This window comes from Micrococcus sp. GPGPB33 (assembly GCF_037853785.1).
Lineage (GTDB): Bacteria > Actinomycetota > Actinomycetes > Actinomycetales > Micrococcaceae > Micrococcus > Micrococcus luteus.
This window is the reverse complement of record NZ_JAQMWO010000002.1, coordinates 1,270,904-1,295,219: the sequence shown is the minus strand read 5'-3', so window position 1 is coordinate 1,295,219 and position 24,316 is coordinate 1,270,904. Positions and strand designations below refer to the sequence as shown.

The following is a 24,316-nucleotide window of genomic DNA, read 5'->3' as shown; positions in this document are numbered from 1 at the left end:
ACACAGCGCTCAGGTCAGACGCGGCGGCGCTTCGCCGGGCGAGCGCCGTTGTGGGCCATGGGGGTGACGTCCTGGATGGACCCCACCTCGAGGCCGGCGGCCTGCAGGGAGCGGATGGCGGTCTCGCGGCCCGAGCCCGGACCCTTCACGAAGACGTCCACCTTCTTCATGCCGTGCTCCTGCGCACGCTTGGCGGCCTGCTCGGCGGCCATCTGCGCGGCGTACGGGGTCGACTTGCGCGACCCCTTGAAGCCGACCTCGCCGGACGAGGCCCAGGAGATGACGGCACCCGTGGTGTCCGTGATGGACACGATGGTGTTGTTGAACGTGCTCTTGATGTGGGCCTGGCCCACGGTGATGTTCTTGTTGGCCTTGCGACGCGGCTTGCGGGCAGCCGATGCGCGAGTCTTGGGGGGCATGTGATTCTCCTCCGGGAAAGCTGCTGGTGCTGATGCTGCGGGCGGGGCGTCCGGACGTGGACGCGGTCACCGCCGGTGCAGGATCACTTCTTCTTGCCGGCGACCGTCTTCTTGGGGCCCTTGCGGGTACGGGCGTTGGTCTTCGTGCGCTGGCCGCGCACCGGCAGGCCGCGGCGGTGGCGCAGGCCCTCGTAGGAGCCGATCTCCACCTTGCGACGGATGTCGGCGGCCACCTCGCGGCGGAGGTCGCCCTCCACCTTGTAGCTGCCCTCGATGTGGTCGCGCAGCTGCACCAGCTGCTCGTCGGAGAGGTCCTTCACGCGGATGTTCGGGTCGATGCCCGTGGCGGCGAGGGTCTCCTCAGCGCGGGTCTTGCCCACACCGTAGATGTACGTGAGTGCGATGATCACGCGCTTCTCGCGCGGAATGTCAACGCCTGCAAGACGAGCCATGTGGCCGTCCTCCTGTTCTTCTGCAGCAGGGGTCTGCACCAGGGACGTCCCGTACGACGCGGCACTGGGCCTCGCGGACCCGTCGTCGCGGCGCCGGGGAAGATCCGGCGTGCTCCGCGGCGGGCGTCCGCCGTCGTCGGTCTCCGGCCCCTGCGGCCGGAGGTGGGGGCCCTCCCCTCACGGGGTGGACCGCTGTCCCTGCTGTTCGGCCCGATGGCCGGTGGGTGGTGTGGTCAACGCGACGGCGTCGCTCCCCGGGCTCCCGGGGAGGCGATCAGCCCTGGCGCTGCTTGTGGCGCGGGTTCGAGCAGATCACCAGCACGCGGCCCTTACGGCGCACGACCTGGCACTTGTCACAAATCCGCTTCACGCTCGGCTGAACCTTCACGGCTCTTCCTCCTGCGCTCGCTTGGACGGGGGTTCTTACTTGTATCGGTACACGATCCGACCCCGGTTGAGGTCGTACGGGCTAAGCTCCACCACGACGCGATCCTCGGGGAGGATGCGGATGTAGTGCTGACGCATCTTTCCGGAGATCGTGGCGAGCACGACGTGCTCGTTCTGCAGACGGACCCGGAACATCGCGTTCGGCAATGCCTCCGACACCGTGCCCTCGACCTCGATGACACCTTCCTTCTTAGCCATGTCCTCCACAATCGTCATGCCCCGGGCACGGCCGCGGAGGGCCGGGCGACGGGGCGGGAACGGGTCTGCTCGCCGGCGCACACGAGTGCGCGCACACGAACAACGTTCGATGATACCGCATTCTCGGTCTGAGAACCAGCACAGACGACGACGGCCGCCCGGTCCGCCGGACGGGCGGGACGGACGGCCGACAGCTCGGGCCGCTCACTCCCCCGGCGGGACCGGGACCACGCCGAACCGGGCGAGCTCGGAGGCGCCGCCGTCGGGCGCGGTGAGCACCCACACACCGCCGTCGTGCCGGCAGACCGAGTGCTCCCACTGGCTGGCGCGGGCGCCGTCGAGGGTCACCACGGTCCAGTCGTCCGCGAGCACCTTCGTGTCGATGGAGCCACGCACCAGCATCGGCTCGATGGCGAGTGCCAGACCGGGGCGGATCTTGGGCCCCCGGTGGCCGGTGCGGTAGTTGAACACGTCCGGCGGCAGGTGCATGGCCGAGCCGATGCCGTGCCCCACGTACTCCTCGAGGATGCCGAGCTCCTCGCCCGGCTGCGCGGAGACGAAGTCGTCGATGGCGTCCCCGATGTCCCCGACGTGGGTGGCGGAGGCGAAGGCCGCGATGCCGACCCAGAGTGCCTCCCGCGTGATCGCCGAGAGGCGCTCGTCGGCCGGGTCCGCGGTGCCGGCCGCGGAGGAGCCCAGGATCACCGTGCGGGCCGAGTCGGCGTGCCAGCCGTCCACGATCGCGCCCCCGTCGACCTTCAGCACGTCGCCGGTCTGCAGGACCCGGTCCCCGGGGATGCCGTGCACGACCTCGTCGTTGACCGAGGTGCAGATCGAGGCCGGGAAGTCGTAGTAGCCCAGGAAGTTGGACGTGGCACCGCGCTCGGCCAGCACGCCCGCGAACACGGCGTCCAGCTCCGCGGTGGTGACGCCCGGCGCGGCCGCGGCCAGCGTGGCGTCCAACGCCTCGGACAGGACCACCCCCGCGCGCTGCATGGCCTGCAGCTGGGGGGCGGTCTTGAGCTCGAGCGAGCGGCGGCCGATCACGGGGTCAGGACTCCGCGCCCGGCTGGATCACGGGCAGGGAGCCCGTGGCGGCACGCACGGAGTACACGGCCTGCAGCAGGCGCTCGGTGACGTCGTCGATCTGCCCGGTGCCGTCCACGCGGGCGACGATGCCGCGCTCCACGTACTCCTGGATGACGGACTCGGTCTCGCGGTGGTACAGGTCCAGGCGGTGCTCGATGACCTCCTGGGTGTCGTCCGCGCGGCCCTCGATCTCGGCACGCTTGAGCAGACGCTCCACGAGCTCCTCGTCGGGCACCTCCAGCTCGACGACGGCGGACAGCGACTGGCCGGACTCGGCGAGCATGGCGTCCAGCGCCTCGACCTGGCCCTTCGTGCGCGGGTAGCCGTCCAGCAGGAAGCCGTGCTCCGCGTCGGCCTGGGCGATGCGGTCCGCGACCATGCGGTTCGTGACCTCATCGGGGACGAAGTCGCCGTTGTCGATGTACTTCTTGGCCTCGACGCCGAGCGGCGTCATCGACTTCACGTTGTGGCGGAAGATGTCACCGGTGGAGATCGGGACGATCCCCATCTTGTCGGCGATCCGGGTGGCCTGGGTGCCCTTGCCGGAACCGGGAGGGCCCATGAGCAGCATGCGGGTCATCGTGTGTTCCTCACTGTCGATACGGACGGCGTTGCGGGATCGGGTCGGGGCTCAGCGCAGCAGGCCCTCGTAGTGGCGCTGCTCCATCTGTGCGCTGACCTGCTTCACGGTCTGGAGGCCGACGCCCACCATGATGAGGATGGACGTGCCGCCGAGCGGGAAGTTCTGGCTGGTGCCGATCACCGCGAAGGCGATCAGCGGGATCATGGCCACGATACCGAGGTAGAGGGCGCCCACGAGCGTGATGCGGCTGATGACGTACTGCAGGTAACGCTCGGTGGGCCGGCCGGCGCGGACGCCGGGGATGAAGCCGCCGTAGCGCTTCATGTTGTCCGAGATCTCCACCGGGTTGAACGTGATGGACACGTAGAAGTACGTGAAGCCGATGATGAGCAGGAAGTACAGGGCCATGTACACCGGGTGGTCGCCGGGGCCGAAGTACCGGCTCAGCCACGTGATCCACGGGGCCGGCGCACTGCCGTCCTGCGGCGTGTTGAACTGGATGAGGATGCTCGGGAGCATCAGCACGGAGGAGGCGAAGATGACCGGGATGACGTTGGCCATGTTCACCTTGACCGGGATGTAGGTGCTCGACCCGCCCACGGTCCGCGAGCCGATCTGCCGCTTGGCGTACTGGACCGGGATCCGGCGCTGCGACTCCTCCACGAAGACGATGGCCAGCATGGTGAGCAGGCCGATCCCCATGACGATCGCGAACACGCGCCAGCCCTGCGTCTGGACCACCTGGCCGAGGCCGGCCGGGAAGCCCGCCGCGATGGAGGTGAAGATGAGCAGGGACATGCCGTTGCCCACGCCGTTCTCGGTGATCCGCTCGCCGAACCACATGACGATGAGACAACCGGTGGTCAGGGCGATGACCACGAGCAGCACCGTGAGGATGGAGCCGTCGCGCAGCAGCGGCAGGCTGCATCCGAGCAGGGCCCCGGTGCGGGCCAGCGAGGCCATCGTGGTCGCCTGCAGCAGGGCGAGGGCGAGGGTCAGGTAGCGGGTGTACTGCGTCAGCGTCGCCTGGCCCTGCGGGCCCTCCTGGTGGAGCTGCTCGAAGCGCGGGATCACCACGCGCAGCAGCTGCACGATGATCGACGCCGTGATGTAGGGCATGATGCCGAGCGCGAAGACGGACACCTGCAGGAGCGCCCCGCCCGAGAACATGTTCACGAAGGAGTACAGGCCGCCCTGGGCGTTGCCCGCCGCGAGACACTGCTGCACCGCCGGGTAGTCCACCCCGGGGGCCGGTACGAAGGCGCCCATCCGGTAGACGGCGATGAGCGCGAGCGTGAAGGCGATCTTCCGCAACAGGTCAGGCGTCCGGACGATCCGGGCGATGGCCTTGAGCACGAGTCCTCCTGCGGTGGTCCTGTGGGGCGCGCGCCGGCCGCGGGGCGGGGCACGAGACGGCGGCCACACCGGGGCGGCCGCTGTGCGAGTCTACACGGACGGACCGAGGGCCCTGGTCCGGAGCGGCTGCTCCGGGCCAGGGCCCTCGGTGGATGGGTCGGCGTGTCAGAGGGTCTCGGTGGACCCGCCGGCGGCCTGGATCTTCTCCACGGCGGACGAGGAGAAGGCGTTCGCCTTCACCTGCACGGCCGAGGTGATCTCCCCCGTGCCCAGCACCTTCACGGGCTGACCGCGACGGACGAGGCCCTTGGACACGAGCGCGTCCACGGTGACCTCACCGCCCTCGGGGAAGTGCGCGGAGAGCTTGTCCAGGTTCACGACCTGGTACTCCGTGCGGAACGGGTTCTTGAAGCCGCGGAGCTTCGGCAGACGCATCTGCAGGGGCAGCTGGCCGCCCTCGAAGCCCGCACGGACCTGGTAACGGGCCTTGGTGCCCTTGGTGCCGCGACCGGCGGTCTTGCCCTTCGACGCCTCACCGCGACCCACACGGGTCTTGGCGGTCTTGGCACCGGGGGCCGGACGCAGGTCGTGGACCTTGATGGCGTCGTTGTCAGCCATTGTTGACCTCCTCCACGGACACCAGGTGCGGCACGGTGTTGACCATGCCGACCGTCACCGCGTCGGCCTTGCGGGTGACCTGGTGGCCGATCCGCTTCAGGCCCAGCGAGCGCAGGGTGTCCCGATGGTTCTGCTTGGAGCCCGTGACGCCGCGGGTCTGGGTGATGACCAGGGTGGCGTCCGAGGGCTGGATGTTCTTGCGAGTGGGCTCAAACACGGCTCACGCACCTGCCTTCGCGCTCTTCTGGGCGCGATCGTTCTCCATGGTGCGCAGCATCGCATGGGGGGCGATCTCGTCCAGGGCCTTGCCGCGGCGGGCGGCGACGGCCTGGGGCTCTTCCAGCTTCTTGAGTGCGTCCACGGTGCCGCGCACGATGTTGATCGCGTTCACGGAGCCCATGGACTTGGACAGCACGTCGTGGATGCCGGCGCACTCGAGCACGGCGCGCACCGGACCGCCGGCGATCACGCCGGTACCCGGGGAGGCCGGGCGGAGCAGCACGACGCCGGCGGCGTCCTCACCCTGCACCAGGTGCGGGATGGTGGAGCCGACGCGGGGGACGCGGAAGAAGGACTTCTTGGCCTCCTCCACGGCCTTCTGGATCGCGGCGGGGACCTCCTTCGCCTTGCCGTAGCCGACGCCGACGGTGCCGTCGCCGTCACCCACCACCACGAGGGCGGTGAAGGAGAAGCGGCGGCCGCCCTTGACGACCTTGGAGACGCGGTTGATGCCCACGACGCGCTCGAGGAACTGGTCCTTCTCGTCGTCCTGGGCGCCACGACGGTTGCGGTCGTCGCGACGGCCGCCACGACGATCGCCGTCACGGCCACCGCGGCCGCCGTCGCGACCGCCGCGGCCACCGGTGGCGCGCTCGGTGGTCTGGCTCGCCGAGCCCGACCCGGTCTCGGAGACGGTGGTCTCGGTGCTCTCGGTCACCTGAGTGTCCTTCTGGTTGATGTTCTCGGTCACAGCTGCAGCCCACCCTCTCGCGCACCGTCGGCCACGGCCGCGACGCGCCCGTGGTACTTGTTGCCGCCGCGGTCGAAGACCACGGCCTCGATGCCGGCCGCCTTGGCACGCTCGGCGACGAGCTCGCCCACGCGCTTGGCCTTGGCCGTCTTGTCGCCCTCGAGCGCACGCACGTCGGCCTCCATGGTGGAGGCGTACGCGAGCGTGCGGCTCTGCGTGTCGTCCACGACCTGCACGAACATGTGCCGTGCAGAGCGGTTGACGACGAGGCGGGGACGGACGGTGGTGCCGGAGATCCGCTTGCGCACCCGGAGGTGGCGGCGGGTGCGGGCGTTGAACTTGCCCTTGCCCTTCACCTTCAGAGTAGACATCACTTACCTGCCTTTCCGGCCTTGCGGCGGATCTGCTCGCCCGCGTAGCGCACGCCCTTGCCCTTGTACGGGTCGGGGCGGCGCAGCTTGCGGATGTTGGCGGCGGTCTCGCCGACCTGCTGCTTGTCGATACCGGCGACGGTGACCTTGTTGCCCTCCACCGTGAAGGTGATGCCCTGGGGCGCCTTCACCGGGACGGGGTGGGAGTAGCCCAGGGCGAACTCGAGGTCCTGGCCCTTGGCCTGCACGCGGTAGCCGGTGCCGACGACCTCGAGCTGCTTGGAGAAGCCGTTGGTCACGCCCTCGACCATGTTGCTGATGAGGGTGCGGGTCAGACCGTGCAGGGAGCGGGACTCACGCTCGTCGTCGGGGCGGGCCACGGTGACCTGCCCCTCCTCGAGGGTGGCCGTGATGGGCGTGGGCAGCGAGTGCTCGAGCTGGCCCTTGGGGCCCTTCACGGAGACGCGGTCGCCGTCGATGGTCACATCGACGCCGGCGGGGATGGTGATCGGGAGACGTCCGATTCGAGACATGTCAGTTCAGCCTTTCTTCCGTCTTGCCCGTCACCAGACGTAGGCGAGGACTTCTCCGCCCACGCCCTTCTTGGCGGCCTGCTGGTTCGTGAGGAGACCAGAGGAGGTGGACAGGATGGCGATGCCGAGGCCGCCCAGCACGTGGGGCAGGTTCGTGGACTTCGCGTACACGCGCAGGCCCGGCTTGGAGATGCGGCGCAGGCCGGCGATCGCACGCTCACGCTGCGGGCCGAACTTCAGGTCGATGGTCAGCTTCTTGCCGACCTCGGCCTCCTCCTCGCGCCAGTCCTGGATGTAGCCCTCGGCCTTGAGGATCTCGGCGACGCGAGTCTTCAGCTTCGAGGACGGCATGGACACGGTGTCGTGGTAGGCCGAGTTTGCGTTGCGCAGACGGGTCAGCATGTCTGCGACGGGATCGGTCATGGTCATGTGGGCTTCACGCCCTTTCTCGCCGTGGTTTCCGCCACCGGTTCACCGGTGGAGGACCTGTGGCGTGGAGGTCTTACTGGTCGGTCTTGAACGGGAAGCCCAGCGCCTTGAGCAGCGCGCGGCCCTCGTCGTCGTTCTTGGCGGTCGTCACCACGGTGATGTCCATGCCGCGCACGCGGTCGATCTTGTCCTGATCGATTTCGTGGAACACGGTCTGCTCGGACAGGCCGAAGGTGTAGTTGCCGTTGCCGTCGAACTGGCGGTCGGACAGGCCGCGGAAGTCACGGATGCGCGGCAGCGCGAGCGTGACCAGGCGGTCCAGGAACTCCCACATGCGGTCGCCACGGAGCGTGGCGTGCGTGCCGATGGGCATGCCCTCACGCAGCTTGAACTGCGCGATGGACTTGCGGGCCTTGGTGATCATCGGCTTCTGGCCGGTGATGGCGGTGAGGTCGGCGACCGCGCCGTCGATGATCTTGGAGTCCTTGGCGGCCTCCCCGACGCCCATGTTGACGACGACCTTCACGAGACCCGGCACCTGCATGACGTTCCCGTACTGGAACTGCTCCTGCAGGGCGCCGCGGATCTCGTCGCGGTACTTGGTCTTCAGACGCGGGGTGACCTTCTCGGTCTGCTGCACCTCGGTCATCACAGCTCCTTCCCCGAGGCCTTGGCGAAGCGGACCTTCACGGTCTTGCTCACGCCGTCCTTCTCGACGGTCTCGAAGCGGTAGCCCACACGGGTCGGCTTCTTGGTCTCCGGGTCCACCACGGCCACGTTCGAGATGTGGATCGGGGCCTCGACGACCTGCAGGCCGCCCTCGGTGGAACCGTTGTTGTCCTGGCCGGCGCGCAGGTGCTTGGTCACGCGGTTCACGCCCTCGACGAGCACGCGCTCATCCGCCGGGAACACGCGCAGGACCTTGCCCTGCTTGCCCTTGTCCTTGCCACTGATGACCTGGACGAGGTCGTCCTTCTTGATCTTGGCCATGAGGTCAGATCACCTCCGGGGCGAGCGACACGATCTTCATGAACTTCTTGTCACGCAGCTCGCGACCCACGGGGCCGAAGATGCGCGTGCCACGGGGCTCGCCGTCGGTCTTCAGGATGACCGCCGCGTTCTCGTCGAACTTGATGTACGAGCCGTCGGGACGGCGGGACTGCTTGCGGGTGCGGACCACCACGGCCTTGACGACGTCGCCCTTCTTGACGTTGCCGCCGGGGATGGCGTCCTTCACGGTGGCGACGATGGTGTCGCCGATGCCTGCGTAGCGGCGTCCGGAACCGCCGAGAACACGGATGGTCAGGATTTCCTTCGCACCGGTGTTGTCGGCGACCTTGAGCCGCGACTCCTGCTGGATCACTTGTCTCTCCTAGCGTCGCGCCGGTTCTCCCCCACGATGGGCGAGCCTTGCGGAACGGTTGAACGGGCATCCCGGGACGCTTACCCCTCCCCCGAGGCGGGCCGCCCGCCGTCGTCCCCCGGCGACGCGTGTTCAGACAGCGTCGGGGAGGTCGAGAGCGGAGGGGCGCGCAGGGCAGGGCCGAGGCGGATCCGGGATCGGCGTGCGCGGCCCTCGGCACACAGGATGGATGGTCCTGCCAACGAGAGGGCGCACGAATATCAGAGTCTAACGCACAAGGCCGCCCCGTGCCAGTGCACGGGGCGGCCCTCTGCGTCGCCGGCCCTCAGGGGGCCGGGTCGATCACTTGGCGCGCTCGACGATCTCCACCAGACGCCACCGCTTGGAGGCGGACAGCGGGCGGGTCTCGGCGAGGCGGACGCGGTCGCCCACGCCGGCGGTGTTGTCCTCGTCGTGCGCCTTCACGCGCTTCGAGGTCTTCAGCACCTTGCCGTAGAGCGAGTGCTTCTTGCGGTCCTCGACCTCGACGACGATGGTCTTGTCCATCTTGTCGGAGACGACGATGCCACGGAGGGCCTTGCGGTAGCCGCGCTCCTCGGAGACGGCCGGGGTCTGCTCGGTCACTTGGCAGCCTCCTCGTTCTTCTCGGCCTGCGCCTCGGCGGCGACATCGCCGCGGATGCCCAGCTCGCGCTCGCGCAGGATCGTGTAGATGCGCGCGATGTCACGCTTGACGGCCTTCAGCCGGCTGGCGTTGTCCAGCTGACCGGTGGCGGCCTGGAAGCGCAGGTTGAACAGCTCCTCCTTGGAGGACTTCAGGGCCTCCAGCAGGCGGGCGTTGTCCATCCCGTCCAGGGACTCGACGTTCAGATCCTTGGTGCCGATCGCCATGGGATCACTCACCACCCTCTCGACGGATGATACGGGCCTTCAGCGGCAGCTTGTGGATGGCCAGGCGGAGCGCCTCGCGGGCGACGTCCTCCGTGACACCCGACAGCTCGAAGAGCACGCGTCCGGGCTTGACGTTGGCGACCCACCACTCCGGCGAGCCCTTGCCGGAGCCCATGCGGGTCTCGGCGGGCTTCTTGGTGAGCGGACGGTCCGGGTAGATGTTGATCCAGACCTTGCCGCCACGCTTGATGTAGCGGGTCATGGCGATACGGGCGGCCTCGATCTGACGGTTGGTCACATAGGCCGGCGTGAGCGCCTGGATGCCCCACTCGCCGAACGTCACGGTGGTGCCGCCCTTGGCGGCGCCGGAACGCTTGGGGTGGTGCTGCTTGCGGTGCTTGACGCGACGGGGGATCAGCATCAGGCGTTGCCTCCTTCAGCGGGAGCGGCGGCCGGGGTCTCGGCGCCGGCGCCGGCGTTCTCCTGGCGGGGAGCACGCTCGGCGCGATCGTTGCGACGACGACGCTCACCGCCGCCGCGGCGCTCGCCGCCACGGCCACGGCCGGAGGGCTGCGCGGCCTCCTTGGCCGCGAGCTCCTTGGCGGTCAGGTCGCCCTTGTAGATCCAGACCTTCACGCCGATGCGGCCGAAGGTGGTCTTGGCCTCGAACTTGCCGAAGTCGATGTTCGCGCGGAGGGTGTGCAGCGGCACGCGACCCTCGCGGTAGAACTCCGAGCGGCTCATCTCGGCGCCGCCGAGGCGGCCGGAGCACTGGATGCGGATGCCCTGCGCGCCGGCGCGCATGGCGGACTGGATCGCCTTCTTCATCGCGCGGCGGAACGCCACGCGCGAGGCGAGCTGCTCGGCCACACCCTGCGCCACCAGCTGGGCATCGGTCTCGGGGTTCTTGACCTCGAGGATGTTCAGCTGGATCTGCTTGCCGGTGAGCTTCTCGAGCTCACCGCGGATGCGGTCGGCCTCGGCGCCGCGGCGGCCGATCACGATGCCCGGACGCGCGGTGTGGATGTCCACGCGCACGCGGTCACGGGTGCGCTCGATCTCCACCTTGGAGATGCCGGCGCGCTCCATGCCGGTGGTCATCAGCTCGCGGATCTTGACGTCCTCCTTGAGGAAGTCAGCGTAGCGCTGGCCCTCCTTGTGGGAGTCCGCGAACCAGTGCGAGACGTGGTCGGTGGTGATGCCGAGGCGGAACCCGTTGGGGTTGATCTTCTGGCCCATTGTCAGTTCCCACCCTTCTCGTCCTTGGACGCGACGACCACGGTCACGTGGCTCGTGCGCTTGTTGATGCGGTACGCGCGGCCCTGAGCACGGGGCTGGAACCGCTTCATGGTCGGGCCCTCGTCCACGAAGGCCTCGGTGATGTAGAGGGCGTCCTCGTCGAAGGCCTGGCCCTCGCGGTCCGCCTTGACGCGGGCGTTCGCCACCGCGGAGGCCACCAGCTTGTACACCGGCTCCGAAGCGCCCTGCTGGGCGAACTTCAGGATGGCCAGTGCTTCGGTGGCCTGCTTGCCACGGACCAGGTCGACGACGCGCCGGGCCTTCATCGGCGTCACGCGCAGGTGGCGCGCAATTGCCTTGGCTTCCATTGCTTCTCTCTTTCGATTCTCGAGAAGGTCAAGCGTGCTGTGCCCTCAGGCTCAGCGGCGCTTGCCCTTCTTGTCGTCCTTCACGTGGCCGCGGTAGGTCCGGGTCGGGGCGAACTCGCCCAGCTTGTGACCCACCATGGACTCGGTGACGAACACCGGGACGTGCTTGCGTCCGTCGTGGACCGCGATGGTGTGACCCAGCATGTCCGGGATGATCATCGACCGGCGGGACCAGGTCTTGATGACGTTCTTGCTGCCCTTCTCGTTCTCGGCCAGAACCTTCAGGTAGAGGTGCTGATCGACGAAGGGGCCCTTCTTCAGGCTGCGAGGCATGTCTTCCCTGCTCCCTTATCGCTTGTTCTTGCCGGTACGACGGCGACGCACGATGAGCTTGTCGCTTTCCTTGTTCGGACGACGCGTGCGGCCCTCGGGCTTGCCGTTCCGGTTGACGGGGTGACGACCGCCGGAGGTCTTGCCCTCGCCACCGCCGTGCGGGTGGTCGACCGGGTTCATGACGACGCCACGGACGGTCGGGCGGACGCCCTTCCAGCGCATGCGGCCGGCCTTGCCCCAGTTGATGTTCGACTGCTCGGCGTTGCCGACCTCGCCGATCGTGGCGCGGCAGCGCACGTCGACGTTGCGGATCTCACCGGAGGGCAGGCGCAGCTGGGCGTACTTGCCCTCGCGGGCGACCAGCTGCACGGACGCGCCGGCGGAGCGGGCCATCTTGGCGCCGCCGCCGGGGCGCAGCTCCACCGCGTGGATGGTGGTGCCCACGGGGATGTTGCGCATCGGCAGGTTGTTGCCGGGCTTGATGTCGGCGTTCGGGCCGGCCTCGACCACGTCGCCCTGCTTCAGCTTGGCCGGGGCCAGGATGTAGCGCTTGGCGCCGTCCGCGTAGTGCAGCAGCGCGATGCGGGCGGTGCGGTTCGGGTCGTACTCGATGTGCGCCACGGTGGCGGGCACGCCGTCCTTGTCGTGGCGACGGAAGTCGACCAGGCGGTACTGGCGCTTGTGGCCGCCGCCCTTGTGACGGGTGGTGATGCGACCGGTGTTGTTGCGGCCGCCGGTCTTGTGCAGCGGACGGAGAAGGGACTTCTCCGGCGTGGACCGGGTGATCTCTGCGAAGTCGGCCACGGACGAGCCACGCAGGCCCGGGGTGGTCGGCTTGTACTTACGGATAGCCATGTGTCAGTTCCTCGATTAAGTGGTCTCCGCACGCCGATCAGGCGAGCGGACCTCCGAAGATGTCGATGGTCCCGTCCTTGAGCGTGACGATGGCACGCTTGGTGGACTTGCGCTGGCCCCACCCGAAGCGGGTGCGACGGCGCTTGCCGGAACGGTTCAGGGTGTTGACCGAGGCCACGTCGACGTTGAAGATGCGCTCCACCGCCTGCTTGATCTCGGACTTGTTGGAGCGCGGGTCGACCAGGAAGGTGTACTTGCCCTCGTCGATCAGACCGTAGCTCTTCTCCGACACGACGGGAGCGATGATCACGTCGCGGGGATCCTTGTTGATGGAGCCGCTCACTGGGCATCCTCCTTCTTGGCGCCGGAAGCCTGGGCCACGTACGCCTCGTAGGCCGCCTGGGTGAACACGACGTCGTCGGAGACGAGCACGTCGTAGGTGTTCAGCTGGTCGGCGTACAGGGTGTGGACCGCGGGCAGGTTGCGGGCGGACAGGGCGGCGACGTCGTCGGCCCGGTCGATCACCAGCAGCACGTTCTTGCGGCCGGTGTTCAGGGACGCGAGGCCCGCCTTGGCGGCCTTGGTGGACGGGGTGGTCCCGGACACGAGGGCCTCGATGACGTGGACGCGGCCGTTGCGGGCGCGGTCCGACAGGGCACCGCGCAGGGCGGCGGCCTTCATCTTCTTGGGGGTGCGCTGCGAGTAGTCACGCGGGGTCGGGCCGTGGACGACGCCACCACCGGTCATGTGCGGGGCGCGGATGGAGCCCTGACGGGCGCGGCCGGTGCCCTTCTGCTTGAACGGCTTGCGACCGGCACCGGACACCTCGCCGCGGCGCTTCGTCTTGTGCGTGCCCTGACGGGCGGCGGCGAGCTGGGCGACGACGACCTGGTGCATGAGCGGCACGTTGGACTGCACGTCGAAGAGCTCGGCGGGCAGATCGACCTGGACGGTCTTCACGGAGTTCTCAGCCATGGTCTCAGGCTCCCTTCACGGCGCTGCGGACGAGCACGACCTGGCCCTTGGAGCCGGGCACCGCGCCCTTGATCAGCAGGAGGTTGTTCTCCACGTCGATGCCGTGGAGGGTCAGGTTCATGGTGGTCTGGCGCACGGCGCCCATGCGACCGGGCATGCGCTGGCCCTTGAACACGCGGCCGGGGGTGGACGCGCCGCCCACGGAGCCGGGCTTGCGGTGGTTCTTGTGCTGGCCGTGCGAGGCGCCCACACCGGCGAAGCCGTGGCGCTTCATGGCGCCGGCGAAGCCCTTGCCCTTGGTGGTGCCCACGACGTCGACCTTCTGGCCGGCCTCGAAGACCTCCACGGTCACGTCCTGGCCGAGCGAGTACTCGGCGGCGTCGGCGGTGCGCAGCTCGACGAGGTGGCGACGCGGGGTCACGCCGGCCTTCTCGAAGTGACCGGCCAGGGGCTTGGTCACGCGGCGGGGATCGATCTGGCCGTAGGCGATCTGCACGGCGGTGTAGCCGTCGGTCTCCTCGGAGCGCAGCTGGGTGACGACGTTCGGGTCTGCCTTGACCACGGTCACGGGGATGAGCTTGTTGTCCTCATCCCAGACCTGGGTCATGCCGAGCTTCGTGCCCAGCAGGCCCTTGATGTTCTGGGTGTTGGTCATAGTCTCTCAGCACCTCCCTCTCAGAGCTTGATCTCGATGTTGACGTCCGCGGGCAGGTCCAGTCGCATGAGCGAGTCGACGGCCTTCGGGGTCGGGTCGATGATGTCGATGAGCCGCTTGTGGGTGCGCATCTCGAAATGCTCGCGGCTGTCCTTGTACTTGTGGGGAGAACGGATAACGCAGTACACGTTCTTCTCCGTCGGCAGCGGCACGGGGCCGACCACCGTCGCGCCTGCGCGCGTGACCGTGTCAACGATCTTGCGGGCCGAGACGTCGATGACCTCGTGGTCGTACGACTTCAGCCGGATGCGGATCTTCTGTCCCGCCATGGCGTCACGCCTCTCTCGTCGGGTGTGCTGTTCCTGTCCCTGTGCGGCGGATCGTGCCCGCCTTCTTGTCCTCCACCCGCGCGGGGCGAATCCGGTCGGACCGGGTTCCTCGCCGCCGCCGGACTCCGGTCCACGCGGTCGGGCGTGTCGCATTCCTGGGAGGGCACGCGCCTGTGGCGGGTCGGAGTGGTGACGTCACATCTGGGCCGAGCTGCCGCCGCGAGACACACGACGACAGCGCAATGGCGCTTGAGCAACCGAATCAGTATAGACAGAACCGGGCCCGGTCCGCCAATCGGCGGGCCGGGCCCGACGGCCCCCGGGCTCAGCGGCCCCACTCGGTGGGCGGGCCGGCGTTGAGCAGCAGGGTGAAGACGACGGCGACCACGGCGACCGCCAGGAGCGCGCTGACCACCGGATGGCGCAGCACCACGACGAGAAGCCGTTCGAGGGGCCCCCGCTCCCCCGGCGCGCGGTCCACGACCTGCCACCGCGACGCCGGCTCGCCGCGCCGCCGCTGGGCCCGCTCGAACGGGACCGTCATGAACGGGACGATCGTCGAACCGAGGCCGAGGAGTCCGCGGGCCACGGGCCACCGCCCGTCGATCCACACGGCGACCGTCACCACGAGGTAGCAGAGGAACACGAAGCCGTGGACGCCGCCGGCGATCGGCACCACCCGCTCCGTGACTCCGCCGTACTTGAGGCCCATGGCGATCAGCAGACCGGCCCAGGTGAACATCTCGGCCATCGCCGTGACGGCGAAGAGGCGGCGCGGGCCGGGCAGGCTCATCGCTCCAGCTCCCCGCCGCGGTTCGCGCGCCGGATGCGCCGGGCACGGTCGATCTCGGGACGGAAGGTCCGCAGCGCCCAGCGCACGGCCACGACGGCCACGGCGAGCACCACGATGAGGATGAGCAGTTCAGGCATGCTCCCCAGCCTAGCCGCCGCCGCCGCGCCGTCGTCGGACACGGCGACGCCCCCGCCTCCGGGGGACCCGGAGACGGGGGCGTCGCGCGTCAGCGGCTCAACGGAGCCACGAGACGGGATGCGTCAGATCACTTGGTGATCTTGGTGACGCGGCCGGAGCCCACGGTGCGGCCACCCTCGCGGATGGCAAAGCCGAGGCCCTCCTCCATGGCGATCGGCTGGATGAGCTCGACCGACATCTCGGTGGTGTCGCCGGGCATGACCATCTCGGTGCCCTCGGGCAGCGTGATGACGCCGGTGACGTCGGTGGTGCGGAAGTAGAACTGCGGGCGGTAGTTCGAGTAGAACGGGTTGTGACGGCCACCCTCGTCCTTGGACAGGATGTAGACGTTCGCCTCGAAGTTGGTGTGCGGGGTGATGGAGCCCGGCTCCACCACAACCTGGCCGCGCTCCACGTCGTCGCGCTTCAGGCCGCGCAGCAGCAGACCGCAGTTCTCGCCGGCCCAGGCCTCGTCGAGCTGCTTGTGGAACATCTCGATGCCGGTGACGGTGGTCTTCTGCACGTCGCGGATGCCGACGATCTCGACCTCGGAGTTGATCTTCAGGGTGCCGCGCTCGGCGCGACCGGTCACCACGGTGCCACGACCGGTGATGGTGAAGACGTCCTCGATCGGCATCAGGAACGGCTTGTCCTTGTCGCGGACCGGGTCCGGGATGAACTCGTCCACGGCCTCCATGAGGTCCTCGACGGACTTGACCCACTGGGGGTCGCCCTCGAGGGCCTTCAGACCGGAGGTGCGGATGACCGGGGCCTCGTCGCCGTCGAAGTCCTGGGAGGACAGCAGCTCGCGGACCTCCATCTCGACGAGCTCGAGGAGCTCCTCGTCCTCGACCATGTCCGACTTGTTCAGGGCCACGAGCAGGGCCGGCACGCCGACCTGGCGGGCCAGGAGCACGTGCTCACGGGTCTGGGCCATCGGGCCGTCGGTGGCGGCGACCACGAGGATCGCGCCGTCCATCTGAGCGGCGCCGGTGATCATGTTCTTGATGTAGTCGGCGTGACCGGGGGCGTCCACGTGGGCGTAGTGACGCTTCTCGGTCTGGTACTCCACGTGGGAGATGTTGATGGTGATGCCGCGCTGACGCTCCTCGGGGGCGGAGTCGATCGTCGCGAAGTCACGGGCCTCGTTCAGGTCCGGGTACTTGTCGTACAGGACCTTCGAGATGGCGGCGGTCAGCGTGGTCTTGCCGTGGTCAACGTGGCCGATGGTGCCGATGTTGACGTGCGGCTTCGTCCGCTCGAACTTTGCCTTTGCCACTAGTTCCTCCTAAGAACTGGTTCATCGTCAAGAAGACTGCTCAGCCGCCTGCGACGTGCTGACAACTTGACTGAGTCTACTCGGATGGTGCGGGGTTGGGGAAATCCCGGCCTCACGAGGGCCAGTCCGGTTCCAGGCCGTCGGGACCGCCGGAAGCGGACCGGACCTGACCCGTCCTGATCGCGGACCGCCGCGCCGGGAAGGGCGGTCCGGTCGCCCCGGGCCGGCCGCGGCTGCGGCGGCCGACCCGGGGCAGGTCGTTCAGAGCAGGTGACCTGCGGTCACTCGCCCTGGGACTTCTGGATGATCTCGTCCGCCACGGCCTTGGGGACCTCGGCGTAGGAGTGGAAGGTCATCGAGTACACCGCGCGGCCCTGCGTCTTGGAGCGCAGGTCGCCGATGTAGCCGAACATCTCCGACAGCGGCACGAGGGCGTTGACCACCTTCACGCCGGTGGCGTCCTCCATGGACTGGATCTGGCCGCGGCGGGAGTTCAGGTCGCCGATGACGTCGCCCATGAACTCCTCGGGGGTGCGGACCTCCACGGCCATCAGCGGCTCGAGGATGATCGGGTTGGCCTTGCGGACACCCTCCTTGAAGGCCTGGGAGCCGGCGATCTTGAACGCCATCTCCGAGGAGTCGACGTCGTGGTACGCGCCGTCGAGCAGGGTGGCCTTCACGCCGACCATCGGGTAGCCGGCCAGCACGCCGAACTGCATGGCGTCCTGGATGCCCGCGTCCACCGAGGGGATGTACTCGCGGGGCACGCGACCGCCGGTGACGGCGTTCTCGAACTCGTAGACCTCGCCCTCGGCGGTGTCCAGGGGCTCGAAGGACAGCTGCACCTTGGCGAACTGGCCGGAGCCGCCGGTCTGCTTCTTGTGCGTGTAGTCGACCTTGTCGACCTTGCGCTTGATGGTCTCGCGGTACGCGACCTGGGGCTTGCCCACGTTGGCCTCGACCTTGAACTCGCGCTTCATACGGTCCACGAACACGTCCAGGTGGAGCTCGCCCATGCCGCCGATCTCGGTCTGGCCGGTCTCCTCGTTGAGGTTCACGCGGAACGTGGGGTCCTCGGCGACGAGCTTCTGGATGGCGGTGGAGAGCTTCTCCTGGTCACCCTTGGTCTTCGGCTCGATGGCCACGGAGATCACGGGCTCCGGGAAGGTTATCGACTCGAGGATGATCGGGTTCGCGGGATCGCACAGGGTGTCGCCCGTGGTGGTGTCCTTGAGGCCGATCACGGCGTAGATGTGGCCGGCGACCACCTCGTCCACCGGGTTCTCCTTGTTGGCGTGCATCTGGAACAGCTTGCCGATGCGCTCCTTCTTGCCCTTGGTGGCGTTGAGGATCTGCGCACCGGACTCCAGGCGGCCGGAGTACACGCGGATGAAGGTCAGCGTGCCGAAGAAGGGGTGCGTGGCGATCTTGAAGGCGAGCGCCGAGAACGGGGCCTCCTTCGACGCCTCGCGCTCCAGCACCTCCTCCTCGTCGTTCACGGCGTGGCCCTTGACGGAGCCGGCGTCCAGCGGGTTCGGCAGGTAGGCGACCACGGCGTCCAGCATCGGCTGCACGCCACGGTTCTTGAACGCGGAGCCGCAGAACACCGGGTAGGCCTCGGCGTTCACGGTCAGCTGGCGCACGCCGGCCTGGATCTCCTCGACGGTGAGCTCCTCGCCCTCGAGGTACTTCTCCATGAGCTCCTCGGAGGTCTCGGCGACGGCCTCGACGAGCTCGTTGCGGTACTCCTCGGCCTTCTCCTGGAGCTCGGCGGGGATCTCGCGAGTCTCATAGGAGGCGCCCATGGTGACGTCGCCCTTGGCGTCGCCCGGCCACACGAAGGCCTTCATGGAGAGCAGGTCGACGACGCCCACGAAGTCGTTCTCGGCGCCGATCGGCAGCTGCATCACGAGCGGACGCGCGCCGAGGCGCTTCACGATGGTGTCGACGGTGAAGTAGAAGTCCGCACCCAGCTTGTCCATCTTGTTGACGAAGCAGATGCGCGGGACGTTGTACTTGTCCGCCTGGCGCCACACGGTCTCCGACTGGGGCTCCACGCCCTCCTTGCCGTCGAACACGGCGACGGCGCCGTCGAGCACGCGCAGCGAGCGCTCCACCTCGACCGTGAAGTCCACGTGGCCGGGGGTGTCGATGATGTTGATCTGGTGGTCGTTCCAGAAGCAGGTCACCGCGGCGGAGGTGATGGTGATGCCGCGCTCCTTCTCCTGCTCCATCCAGTCCGTCGTCGCGCCGCCGTCGTGGGTCTCGCCCAGCTTGTGGTTGACACCCGTGTAGAACAGGATGCGCTCGGTGGTGGTGGTCTTGCCGGCATCGATGTGGGCCATGATGCCGATGTTGCGGACCTTGTGCAGGTCGGTCAGCACGTCCTGTGCCACGGTGTCTCCCTTGGTCGGGTGGAATGGGGGGGCTCGTGAGGTGGATGCGGTGGGTGGCCCGTCCGAGAGGACGCACCTGCGGCCCGAGGCGCGGATCGCGCGCCCCGGGCCACACGGATCACCAGCGGTAGTGGGCGAAGGCCTTGTTGGCCTCGGCCATCTTGTGGGTGTCCTCGCGACGCTTCACGGCGCCGCCCAGGCCGTTCGAGGCGTCCAGGATCTCGTTCATCAGGCGCTCGGTCATGGTCTTCTCACGGCGGGCCTTGGAGAAGCCGACCAGCCAGCGCAGGGCCAGGGCCGTGGAGCGGCCCGGCTTGACCTCGACGGGCACCTGGTAGGTGGCGCCGCCGACGCGGCGGGAGCGCACCTCGAGGGCCGGCTTGATGTTGTCCATGGCCTTCTTGAGGGTGGCCACGGGATCGGCGCCGTTCTTGGCACGGGCGCCCTCGAGCGCGCCGTACACGATGCGCTCGGCGGTGGACTTCTTGCCGTCGACGAGCACCTTGTTGATCAGCTGCGTGACCAGCGGGGAGCCGTAGACGGGATCGACGACGAGGGGGCGCTTCGGCGCAGGACCCTTACGAGGCATTACTTCTTCTCCTTCTTGGCGCCGTAGCGGGAGCGGGCCTGGCCGCGGTTCTTCACGCCCTGGGTGTCGAGGGCGCCGCGCACGATCTTGTAGCGCACGCCGGGCAGGTCCTTCACACGACCGCCGCGGACGAGCACGATCGAGTGCTCCTGCAGGTTGTGGCCCTCGCCGGGGATGTAGGCGGTGACCTCGATGCCGCCGTTCAGGCGCACACGGGCGACCTTGCGCAGCGCCGAGTTCGGCTTCTTGGGCGTGGTGGTGTACACACGGGTGCACACGCCACGACGCATGGGGTTCCCCTGCAGGGCAGGGGCCTTCGTATTGACGACCTTGGGTGAGCGGCCCTTGCGGACCAGCTGCTGAATCGTAGGCACTCTTCAGCCTTCCTGTGTTTCGGTGATCGCTGACGTGATCGACCGGCGCCCGGGGCGCCGGCTGCTCGTTCCTCTGCTCTGCCTCTCCCTGTGGGGGCTCGCAACGAGCAGACGTCCGCAGGCGTGCAAAAGTGTGGCATCTGCCGCGCAATGACCCCGCGACCCGGACAGCGTCCAATTTGCCACACGAAAAACAATCCTTGACAGCATAGCACGCCCCGGCGCCGTCGACGAGCCGGCCCCGCACGCCAAGGGGCCCGCCGCTCCCCCGCGTGAGCGGCGGAACGGCGGGCCCCCTGGGGGACGGGGATCAGGCGCGGAAGTCGCCCCCGCGGTCGTAGTCGTCCAACGAGACGGCGTGGAAGTCGTTCTCGCCGAGCGACTGGTCCAGGCCCGGGTAGTCGAAGTCCGCGAAGCCGGCCGGCGAGGCGAACAGGTTGGCCTTCGCCTCCTCCGTCGGCTCCACGACGGTCTTCGTGTAGCGGTCCAGGCCCGTGCCGGCCGGGATCAGCTTGCCGATGATCACGTTCTCCTTCAGGCCCAGCAGCGGGTCGGACTTGCCCTCCATGGCCGCCTGCGTCAGGACGCGGGTCGTCTCCTGGAAGGACGCGGCCGACAGCCACGAGTCCGTGGCCAGCGAGGCCTTCGTGATGCCCATCAGCTCGTCGCGGCCGGAGGCCGGCTGGCGGCCCTCAGCGACGGCGGCGCGGTTGGCGGCCACGAAGCGCGCCCGGTCCGTGAGCTCGCCCGGCAGCAGGTCGGTGTCACCGGACTCGATGACGGTGATGCGACGCAGCATCTGCCGGACGATGACCTCCACGTGCTTGTCGTGGATGCCCACGCCCTGGGACTGGTACACGTTCTGCACCTCGTCCACGAGGAACCGCTGCGCGGCCCGCGGGCCGAGCACGCGCAGAACCTGCTTCGGGTCCACGGCGCCGGCCACGAGCTGCGTGCCCACCGGCACGTGCTCGCCGTCGGCCACGAGGATGCGCGCACGGCGCAGCACCGGGTAGGCGATCTCCTCGGAGCCGTCGTCCGGCGTGAGCAGCAGGCGCACGGACGCCTCGGTGTCCTCGATGGTCACGCGGCCGGCGACCTCGGAGATCGGGGCCACGCCCTTCGGGGTGCGGGCCTCGAAGAGCTCCTGGATGCGGGGCAGACCCTGCGTGATGTCGTCGGCCGAGGCCACACCGCCGGTGTGGAACGTGCGCATGGTGAGCTGGGTGCCCGGCTCACCGATCGACTGGGCCGCGATGATGCCGACGGCCTCGCCGATGTCCACCAGCTGGCCGGTGGCCATGGAGCGGCCGTAGCACTTCGCGCAGGTGCCCACGGCGGACTCGCAGGTCAGGACCGAGCGGACCTTGATCTCCGTGACGCCGGCGGCCACCAGCTCGCCGATCAGCACGTCGCCCACGTCCGCACCGGCCGAGGCCAGCACCGTGCCGTCCTCGCCCGTGACGTCCTGGGCCAGCGTGCGGGCGAAGGCCGAGTTCTCGACCTGCTCGTGGGCCACCAGCTCGCCGTCGGCGTTCGGGGCGGCGATCGTGACGGACAGGCCGCGCTCGGTGCCGCAGTCGTCCTCGCGGACGATGACGTCCTGGGACACATCGACGAGACGACGGGTCAGGTAGCCCGAGTTCGCGGTCTTCAGCGCGGTGTCCGCGAGGCCCTTGCGGGCGCCGTGGGTGGCGGAGAAGTACTCGAGCACGGACAGGCCCTCGCGGTACGAGGACTTGATCGGACGCGGGATGATCTCACCCTTCGGGTTGGCCACGAGGCCGCGGATGCCCGCGATCTGGCGCACCTGGAGCCAGTTGCCTCGCGCACCGGAGGACACCATGCGGTTGATGGTGTTGAGCTCCGGCAGGCCGTCCTTCATGGCCGCGGCGACCTCGTCGGTGGCCTTGTTCCAGATGTCGATCAGCTCGGAGCGACGCTCGTCGTCCGCGATCAGGCCCTTGTCGTACTGCTGCTGCACGCGCTGGGCCTGCTCCTCGTAGCCCTCCATGATGGCGGCCTTGTCGAAGTCGGAGGTGATGTCCGAGATCGCCACGGTCACACCCGACCAGGTGCCCCAGTGGAAGCCGGCGTCCTTGAGGTTGTCCAGCGTCTGCGCGGTGACGACCATTGGGTAGCGCTCGGCCAGGTCGTTGACCAGCTGACCGAGGGTGCCCTTGGTCGCCTGCTTGTCCAGCCACGGGTAGTCGTCCGGCAGCAGCTCGTTGAACAGCACCTTGCCCAGGGTGGTCTCGATGAGGGCGATCTCGCCCTCGGACCAGCCCTCGGGGGCCGGCACGTCCGCCGACGGCACGAAGCCCTCGACGCCGATCCGTGCGGGCGCGTTCAGGTGCAGGTCGCCGCCGTCGAACGCCATGATGGCCTCGCCGACGGTCGCGTACAGGTTGCCCGCGCCGACCTCGTCCGGACGCACCGTGGTGAGGTGGTTCAGTCCGATGATCATGTCCTGGGCCGGCACGGCGACCGCGCGGCCGTCCGAGGGCTTCAGGATGTTGTGGCTCGAGAGCATGAGCAGGCGCGCCTCGGCCTGGGCCTCCGGCGACAGGGGCAGGTGGACCGCCATCTGGTCGCCGTCGAAGTCCGCGTTGAACGCGGAGCAGACCAGCGGGTGCAGCTGCAGGGCCTTGCCTTCCACGAGCTGCGGCTCGAAGGCCTGGATGCCCAGACGGTGCAGGGTGGGGGCGCGGTTCAGCAGGACCGGGTGCTCGGTGATGACCTCCTCGAGCACGTCCCAGACCTGCGGACGGAAGCGCTCCACCATGCGCTTGGCGGACTTGATGTTCTGCGCGTGGTTCAGGTCCACGAGACGCTTCATCACGAACGGCTTGAACAGCTCCAGCGCCATCTGCTTCGGCAGGCCGCACTGGTGCAGCTTGAGCTGGGGACCCACCACGATGACCGAGCGGCCCGAGTAGTCCACGCGCTTGCCGAGCAGGTTCTGACGGAACCGGCCCTGCTTGCCCTTGAGCATGTCGGAGAGTGACTTGAGCGGGCGGTTGCCCGGGCCGGTCACCGGCCGGCCGCGGCGGCCGTTGTCGAACAGCGAGTCCACGGCCTCCTGCAGCATGCGCTTCTCGTTGTTGACGATGATCTCGGGCGCGCCGAGGTCGAGCAGCCGCTTCAGGCGGTTGTTGCGGTTGATCACGCGACGGTACAGGTCGTTGAGGTCGGAGGTCGCGAAGCGGCCGCCGTCCAGCTGCACCATCGGACGCAGCTCCGGCGGGATCACCGGGACGGCGTCCAGGACCATGCCCTCGGGCGAGTTGTCCGTGGTCAGGAACGCGTTGACGACCTTCAGGCGCTTCAAGGCGCGGGTCTTGCGCTGGCCCTTGCCCGTCTTGATGGTCTCACGCAGCATCTCGGACTCGGCCTCGAGGTCGAAGGTCTGCAGGCGACGCTGGATCGCCTCCGCGCCCATCGAGCCCTCGAAGTACTGGCCGTACTTGTCCCGCATGGCGCGGTACAGACCCTCGTCGCCCTCGAGGTCGGCGACCTTGAGGTTCTTGAAGCGGTCCCAGACCTGCTCCTTGCGGTCCAGGTCCGCGTCCGCGCGCTTGCGGATCTGCGCCATGGTCTTGTCCGCGGCGTCGCGGGCCTTCTTCTTCTCGGCGGCCTTGGCGCCCTCGGACTCCAGCTTGGCCAGGTCCTTCTCGAGGTCGGCGGCCACCGCGGCGATGTCGGAGTCACGCTGGTCGGCCAGGACACGGGTCTCCTGGTCGTACTCGGCCTGGAGGTTGGCCAGGTCGCGGTGCCGGGCCTCCTCGTCCACCGAGGTGATCATGTACGCCGCGAAGTAGATGACCTTCTCGAGGTCCTTCGGCGCCAGGTCCAGCAGGTAGCCCAGGCGCGAGGGCACGCCCTTGAAGTACCAGATGTGGGTGACCGGCGCAGCCAGCTCGATGTGGCCCATGCGGTCGCGGCGCACCTTCGAGCGGGTCACCTCGACGCCGCAGCGCTCGCAGATGATGCCCTTGAAGCGCACGCGCTTGTACTTGCCGCACGCGCACTCCCAGTCACGGGTGGGGCCGAAGATCTTCTCGCAGAAGAGTCCGTCCTTCTCCGGCTTCAGGGTGCGGTAGTTGATGGTCTCCGGCTTCTTGACCTCGCCGTAGGACCAGCGGCGGATGTCCTCCGCCGTGGCCAGGCCGATGCGCATCAGGCCGAAAGAGTTGTCAGTGGACATGCTGTTCACGCTCATGCTCCGGTGAACTC

Annotated in this window: 34 protein-coding genes; all 34 read right to left on the bottom strand. The window is 68.6% G+C overall.

The genetic code is table 11. The annotated features are described in order from the left end of the window. Positions 1-14 precede the first annotated feature (14 nt). Positions 15-419 carry a 30S ribosomal protein S11 gene (rpsK, locus tag POD19_RS06245; protein WP_002857513.1) on the bottom strand — a complete coding sequence of 135 codons (405 nt, stop codon included), beginning with the start codon at positions 417-419 and terminating at the stop codon, positions 15-17. A gap of 83 nt (positions 420-502) precedes the next feature. Next, positions 503-871, bottom strand: a complete 369-nt coding sequence (gene rpsM, locus POD19_RS06240) for a 30S ribosomal protein S13 (protein ID WP_017487821.1) — start codon at positions 869-871, stop codon at positions 503-505. A gap of 274 nt (positions 872-1,145) precedes the next feature. After that, entirely contained in the window at positions 1,146-1,259 is a 114-nt protein-coding gene (rpmJ, locus tag POD19_RS06235; protein WP_002857509.1) for a 50S ribosomal protein L36, read from the bottom strand. Between the two features lie 35 nt (positions 1,260-1,294). Next, the gene (gene infA / locus POD19_RS06230) at positions 1,295-1,516 is read right to left on the bottom strand and encodes a translation initiation factor IF-1 (protein ID WP_010080397.1); all 222 of its coding nucleotides are present in this window, start codon (positions 1,514-1,516) and stop codon (positions 1,295-1,297) included. 204 nt (positions 1,517-1,720) lie between these two features. Continuing rightward, complete coding sequence (map, locus tag POD19_RS06225; protein WP_036381552.1) at positions 1,721-2,563, bottom strand: type I methionyl aminopeptidase; 843 nt, start codon at positions 2,561-2,563, stop codon at positions 1,721-1,723. A gap of 4 nt (positions 2,564-2,567) precedes the next feature. Further along, on the bottom strand, positions 2,568-3,185 hold the full coding sequence (locus tag POD19_RS06220; RefSeq protein WP_036381548.1) for an adenylate kinase: 618 nt from the start codon (positions 3,183-3,185) through the stop codon (positions 2,568-2,570). 51 nt (positions 3,186-3,236) lie between these two features. After that, entirely contained in the window at positions 3,237-4,544 is a 1,308-nt protein-coding gene (gene secY / locus POD19_RS06215; RefSeq protein ID WP_036317778.1) for a preprotein translocase subunit SecY, read from the bottom strand. A gap of 165 nt (positions 4,545-4,709) precedes the next feature. Further along, complete coding sequence (gene rplO, locus POD19_RS06210) at positions 4,710-5,162, bottom strand: 50S ribosomal protein L15 (RefSeq protein WP_036317776.1); 453 nt, start codon at positions 5,160-5,162, stop codon at positions 4,710-4,712. Further along, positions 5,155-5,379, bottom strand: a complete 225-nt coding sequence (gene rpmD / locus POD19_RS06205) for a 50S ribosomal protein L30 (RefSeq protein ID WP_002857502.1) — start codon at positions 5,377-5,379, stop codon at positions 5,155-5,157. The genes rplO and rpmD overlap by 8 nt, the downstream gene beginning before the upstream one ends. A gap of 3 nt (positions 5,380-5,382) precedes the next feature. Beyond that, positions 5,383-6,132: a 30S ribosomal protein S5 gene (gene rpsE / locus POD19_RS06200; RefSeq protein WP_002857500.1), complete on the bottom strand. Its 750-nt coding sequence runs from the start codon at positions 6,130-6,132 to the stop codon at positions 5,383-5,385. Further along, positions 6,129-6,503 carry a 50S ribosomal protein L18 gene (gene rplR, locus POD19_RS06195; RefSeq protein WP_002857498.1) on the bottom strand — a complete coding sequence of 125 codons (375 nt, stop codon included), beginning with the start codon at positions 6,501-6,503 and terminating at the stop codon, positions 6,129-6,131. The genes rpsE and rplR overlap by 4 nt, the downstream gene beginning before the upstream one ends. Further along, entirely contained in the window at positions 6,503-7,036 is a 534-nt protein-coding gene (rplF, locus tag POD19_RS06190) for a 50S ribosomal protein L6 (protein WP_036381545.1), read from the bottom strand. Before rplF ends, rplR begins: the two co-directional genes overlap by 1 nt. 30 nt (positions 7,037-7,066) lie before the next feature. Further along, entirely contained in the window at positions 7,067-7,465 is a 399-nt protein-coding gene (rpsH, locus tag POD19_RS06185) for a 30S ribosomal protein S8 (protein WP_002857494.1), read from the bottom strand. Positions 7,466-7,538: 73 nt separating this feature from the next. After that, entirely contained in the window at positions 7,539-8,114 is a 576-nt protein-coding gene (rplE, locus tag POD19_RS06180) for a 50S ribosomal protein L5 (protein ID WP_036317773.1), read from the bottom strand. Further along, on the bottom strand, positions 8,114-8,455 hold the full coding sequence (rplX, locus tag POD19_RS06175; protein WP_036317770.1) for a 50S ribosomal protein L24: 342 nt from the start codon (positions 8,453-8,455) through the stop codon (positions 8,114-8,116). Before rplX ends, rplE begins: the two co-directional genes overlap by 1 nt. Before the next feature lie 4 nt (positions 8,456-8,459). Further along, positions 8,460-8,828, bottom strand: a complete 369-nt coding sequence (gene rplN / locus POD19_RS06170; RefSeq protein ID WP_002857487.1) for a 50S ribosomal protein L14 — start codon at positions 8,826-8,828, stop codon at positions 8,460-8,462. Between the two features lie 342 nt (positions 8,829-9,170). Then, positions 9,171-9,452, bottom strand: coding sequence for a 30S ribosomal protein S17 (gene rpsQ / locus POD19_RS06165; protein ID WP_036317768.1), 282 nt, complete (start codon positions 9,450-9,452; stop codon positions 9,171-9,173). Continuing rightward, positions 9,449-9,718, bottom strand: coding sequence for a 50S ribosomal protein L29 (gene rpmC, locus POD19_RS06160; protein WP_036317766.1), 270 nt, complete (start codon positions 9,716-9,718; stop codon positions 9,449-9,451). The genes rpsQ and rpmC overlap by 4 nt, the downstream gene beginning before the upstream one ends. A 4-nt stretch (positions 9,719-9,722) precedes the next feature. Then, complete coding sequence (gene rplP, locus POD19_RS06155) at positions 9,723-10,139, bottom strand: 50S ribosomal protein L16 (protein WP_036317764.1); 417 nt, start codon at positions 10,137-10,139, stop codon at positions 9,723-9,725. After that, positions 10,139-10,957: a 30S ribosomal protein S3 gene (rpsC, locus tag POD19_RS06150; RefSeq protein ID WP_002857479.1), complete on the bottom strand. Its 819-nt coding sequence runs from the start codon at positions 10,955-10,957 to the stop codon at positions 10,139-10,141. Before rpsC ends, rplP begins: the two co-directional genes overlap by 1 nt. Positions 10,958-10,959: 2 nt before the next feature. Then, a complete protein-coding gene (rplV, locus tag POD19_RS06145) occupies positions 10,960-11,325 on the bottom strand; it encodes a 50S ribosomal protein L22 (protein ID WP_017487837.1) in 366 nt (121 codons plus the stop codon). 51 nt (positions 11,326-11,376) lie between these two features. Next, positions 11,377-11,658, bottom strand: a complete 282-nt coding sequence (gene rpsS, locus POD19_RS06140) for a 30S ribosomal protein S19 (protein WP_002857475.1) — start codon at positions 11,656-11,658, stop codon at positions 11,377-11,379. Between the two features lie 15 nt (positions 11,659-11,673). Continuing rightward, on the bottom strand, positions 11,674-12,513 hold the full coding sequence (gene rplB, locus POD19_RS06135) for a 50S ribosomal protein L2 (RefSeq protein WP_010080386.1): 840 nt from the start codon (positions 12,511-12,513) through the stop codon (positions 11,674-11,676). A 37-nt stretch (positions 12,514-12,550) separates the two neighbouring features. Further along, complete coding sequence (gene rplW, locus POD19_RS06130) at positions 12,551-12,856, bottom strand: 50S ribosomal protein L23 (RefSeq protein WP_002857471.1); 306 nt, start codon at positions 12,854-12,856, stop codon at positions 12,551-12,553. Then, positions 12,853-13,488, bottom strand: a complete 636-nt coding sequence (gene rplD, locus POD19_RS06125) for a 50S ribosomal protein L4 (protein WP_041103272.1) — start codon at positions 13,486-13,488, stop codon at positions 12,853-12,855. The genes rplW and rplD overlap by 4 nt, the downstream gene beginning before the upstream one ends. A gap of 4 nt (positions 13,489-13,492) precedes the next feature. Further along, positions 13,493-14,143 (bottom strand): 50S ribosomal protein L3, encoded by a 651-nt coding sequence (rplC, locus tag POD19_RS06120; RefSeq protein WP_036317759.1) that lies wholly within the window; start codon positions 14,141-14,143, stop codon positions 13,493-13,495. A gap of 20 nt (positions 14,144-14,163) precedes the next feature. After that, the gene (gene rpsJ, locus POD19_RS06115) at positions 14,164-14,472 is read right to left on the bottom strand and encodes a 30S ribosomal protein S10 (RefSeq protein WP_002857463.1); all 309 of its coding nucleotides are present in this window, start codon (positions 14,470-14,472) and stop codon (positions 14,164-14,166) included. A gap of 325 nt (positions 14,473-14,797) precedes the next feature. Continuing rightward, complete coding sequence (locus POD19_RS06110) at positions 14,798-15,265, bottom strand: DUF3817 domain-containing protein (protein WP_036317755.1); 468 nt, start codon at positions 15,263-15,265, stop codon at positions 14,798-14,800. Beyond that, entirely contained in the window at positions 15,262-15,402 is a 141-nt protein-coding gene (locus tag POD19_RS06105; protein ID WP_162833779.1) for a hypothetical protein, read from the bottom strand. The genes POD19_RS06110 and POD19_RS06105 overlap by 4 nt, the downstream gene beginning before the upstream one ends. A gap of 128 nt (positions 15,403-15,530) precedes the next feature. Next, positions 15,531-16,721, bottom strand: a complete 1,191-nt coding sequence (tuf, locus tag POD19_RS06100) for an elongation factor Tu (protein WP_036317754.1) — start codon at positions 16,719-16,721, stop codon at positions 15,531-15,533. A 281-nt stretch (positions 16,722-17,002) separates the two neighbouring features. After that, positions 17,003-19,117, bottom strand: coding sequence for an elongation factor G (gene fusA, locus POD19_RS06095; protein WP_036317752.1), 2,115 nt, complete (start codon positions 19,115-19,117; stop codon positions 17,003-17,005). 118 nt (positions 19,118-19,235) lie between these two features. After that, on the bottom strand, positions 19,236-19,706 hold the full coding sequence (gene rpsG / locus POD19_RS06090; RefSeq protein WP_010080379.1) for a 30S ribosomal protein S7: 471 nt from the start codon (positions 19,704-19,706) through the stop codon (positions 19,236-19,238). Continuing rightward, positions 19,706-20,080 carry a 30S ribosomal protein S12 gene (gene rpsL / locus POD19_RS06085; protein WP_002854787.1) on the bottom strand — a complete coding sequence of 125 codons (375 nt, stop codon included), beginning with the start codon at positions 20,078-20,080 and terminating at the stop codon, positions 19,706-19,708. Before rpsL ends, rpsG begins: the two co-directional genes overlap by 1 nt. A gap of 310 nt (positions 20,081-20,390) precedes the next feature. Further along, entirely contained in the window at positions 20,391-24,287 is a 3,897-nt protein-coding gene (locus POD19_RS06080; protein WP_036317751.1) for a DNA-directed RNA polymerase subunit beta', read from the bottom strand. Positions 24,288-24,316: the final 29 nt, after the last annotated feature.